This window comes from Streptococcus cristatus (assembly GCF_963529205.1).
In the GTDB taxonomy this organism is placed as follows: domain Bacteria; phylum Bacillota; class Bacilli; order Lactobacillales; family Streptococcaceae; genus Streptococcus; species Streptococcus cristatus_O.
Genome location: NZ_CAURYF010000072.1, coordinates 1 through 3,183 on the forward strand (window position 1 = coordinate 1; position 3,183 = coordinate 3,183).

At 44.8% G+C, this 3,183-nt stretch carries 2 protein-coding genes; one reads left to right on the top strand and one right to left on the bottom strand.

Translation table 11 applies throughout. The features are described 5' to 3' along the window. Positions 1–1,927 (bottom strand): urocanate hydratase (locus RWS39_RS09410; protein WP_314482915.1); only part of this gene is annotated, 1,927 nt, incomplete at its 3' end. A 204-nt stretch (positions 1,928–2,131) separates the two neighbouring features. Here RWS39_RS09410 and hutI point away from each other — a divergent pair. Then, positions 2,132–3,183 (top strand): imidazolonepropionase (hutI, locus tag RWS39_RS09415; protein WP_314482918.1); only part of this gene is annotated, 1,052 nt, incomplete at its 3' end.

Here is a 3,183-nt window from a genome sequence, read left to right on the forward strand (position 1 = left end):
CTGTCTCAATAGCATGCTCATTGCGAGCCCAGTTACGACGTGCAACTCCGCCGATCGTATCCCAAGCGATAGCTGATTTGATGATTTCATCAATACGTTCACTACCGTCTAAAACCAAGCCAAAACCACCGTTGATTGCTTTACCGATACCAGTTCCACCACCGTTGTGGAGAGCCACTAGACTCATACCGCGAGCTGCATTACCGGCATAACATTGCACGGCCATGTCGCAAGTAACATTAGATCCATCTTTAATATTAGAAGTTTCACGGAATGGTGAGTCGGTACCAGATACGTCATGGTGGTCACGGCCAATCATGACAGGGCCAATCTTGCCTTCGCGGACTAATTCATTGAACTTGAGGGCGATATTGACACGACCCATACAGTCTTGGTAGAGAATCCGAGCCTGAGTTCCAACAACCAGCTGGTTCTTTTCTGCATCGCGGATCCAGTTGTAGTTGTCGCGGTCTTGATAGCGACGGTTAGGGTCGATTACTTCCATAGCTGCATGGTCAGTAGCAACCAGGTCTTCATGCTTACCGCTCAGACATACCCAACGGAAAGGACCATAACCATAGTCAAAGAGCATAGGTCCCATGATATCTTCTACATAAGATGGCCAGATGAAGCCGTCTTTGTCGTCAAAGCCATTCTTAGAAATTTCCTTGATGCCAGAGTCGTAGACTGCCTTCATAAAGGCATTACCGTAGTCAAAGAAGTAGGTGCCATTGTTAGTCAAGGTCTTGATCGCCTTGAAGTGACGTTCCAATGTTTGGTCAACTAACTTAGCAAAACTTTCCTTGTCTTCAGCTAGGAGGCGAGTCCGTTCTTCAAAGCTGATACCAGCCGGACAGTAGCCACCGTCGTAGACATTGTGGCAAGAAGTTTGGTCAGATAGTAGATCTACATGGATATTGTTCTCGTTGACGTATTCCAAGAGGTCTACAATGTTACCATGATAGGCAATGGAAGTTGATTCACCAGCTTCCAGAGCTTTCTGAGCTAGTTCGATTGCTTCTTTTGGACTTTCGGCTAATTGACTAATCCAGCCTTGGGAGTGACGAGTTTCAATCCGAGATTGGTCTACTTCAGCTACGATTGCCACAGCTTTAGCAATTTCGGCTGCTTTCCCTTGAGCTCCACTCATACCACCTAGACCAGAAGAAATGAAGAGTTTGCCGGTTAGATCACCATCATCTGCCACACCCAGTTTCAAACGTCCAGCATTGAGGAGGGTGTTGAAGGTACCATGGACGATACCTTGAGGGCCGATGTACATCCAACCGCCGGCTGTCATTTGACCGTAGTTGGTGACACCCATTTCTTCTGCAATTTCCCAATCTTTCATATTGTCGTATTCACCGACTAAGAGACCGTTGGTGATGATAACGCGTGGAGCTTCTGGTTTGGATTTGAAGAGACCAACAGGGTGACCAGATTCTACAACCAAAGTTTGATGATCGGTCATCACTTCCAAATATTTTTTAATCAAATTATACTGCATCCAGTTAGCGCAGACGGATCCAGTTTCCCCGTAGGTAACCAATTCATAAGGATAGAGGGCGATTTCAAAGCTCAGGTTGTTGTCAATCATGACCTGCATAGCCTTAGCTGCGGTACAGTTTCCTTTATATTCATCAATTGGTTTACCATAGATGCGTTCTTTTGGACGCCAACGGTAGCCATAAATCCGTCCGCGAGTTTTCAATTCTTCTAAAAACTCAGGTATCACTTCTTCGTGGAATTTTTTTGGAATATAGCGAAGAGCATTTTTTAGAGCGATTTCTGTTTGCGCCTGAGTTAGACGGAAGCCCCGGTCAGGTGCTCGGCGGATGCCTTCTTGGAAAACCGTTTTTTCAGGTATCACATCGTCTAATTTGACGGTCATTGCTGCTGCAATTTCATTTTCACTAAAGTATGACATGAAGATTCCTCCTTATTAAGTCAAGTATAAAATATGTTTCGACCTTATTTTATAAGACCCCCGTCCATAAAAAGTCAAGAAAAAAACATAAAATAGAAAAAAAGAATTTTTACTATTTTTTAAAAGCTTTTGACTATAATTTGACGATAGTGTATTATGATGAAAAGCAAGTAAAAATGTTAGAAATAAAATGGAGGAAGAAACATGACTGCTGATTTACTATTAACTCACTTTAATCAAGTCTTTTGTCCTAACGATCTTGGGCATCCCCTTTTCGGAGCGGAGATGAAGGAAGCTCGAGTGTTAGAAGACGGCTACATTGCAGTCAAAGACGGCAAAATCTTAGCTGTTGGCAGCGGAGAACCAGATGCTAGTCTGATTGGACCAGATACTAAGATTCAGTCTTATGAGGGTAAGATTGCTACGCCCGGCTTAATCGACTGTCACACTCACTTGGTCTACGGTGGCAGCCGGGAGCATGAATTTGCCAAGAAATTAGCCGGTGTTCCTTATCTGGAAATTCTTGCTCAAGGTGGCGGAATTCTCAGTACAGTTCGAGCAACGCGAGAAGCTTCTTTTGAAAATCTGTACAATAAATCTAAGAAGTTATTGGACTATATGTTGCTTCATGGAGTGACAACGGTTGAGGCCAAGAGTGGCTATGGTTTAGATTGGGAAACAGAGAAGCGTCAGCTAGATGTTGTTGGAGCTTTGGACCGTGACCATGATATTGATCTAGTTTCAACCTTTATGGCTGCCCACGCCGTTCCACCAGAATATAAAGGACGTTCTCAGGAATATCTGGAACTCATCGTTGAGGAAATGCTGCCTCGGGTAAAAGCAGAAAATCTAGCTGAGTTCTGTGATATTTTCTGTGAAAAAGGCGTCTTTACAGCTGACGAGTCACGCTACTTACTTTCTAAAGCTAAGGAAATGGGCTTCAAACTTCGTATCCATGCTGATGAAATCGAGTCTATCGGCGGGGTGGATGTAGCGGCTGAGCTAGGAGCAACCAGTGCGGAACACTTGATGATGGCGACAGACGAAGGTATTCGCAAGATGGCAGAAGCCAAGGTTATCGGCAATCTTCTGCCAGCAACTACCTTCAGTCTGATGGAAGATACCTATGCACCAGCCCGCAAGATGCTGGAAGCTGGTATGGCCATCACTCTGACTACCGACAGCAATCCAGGCTCCTGCCCAACAGCTAACCTGCAGTTCGTCATGCAGCTTGGTTGCTTTATGATGCGTCTGAC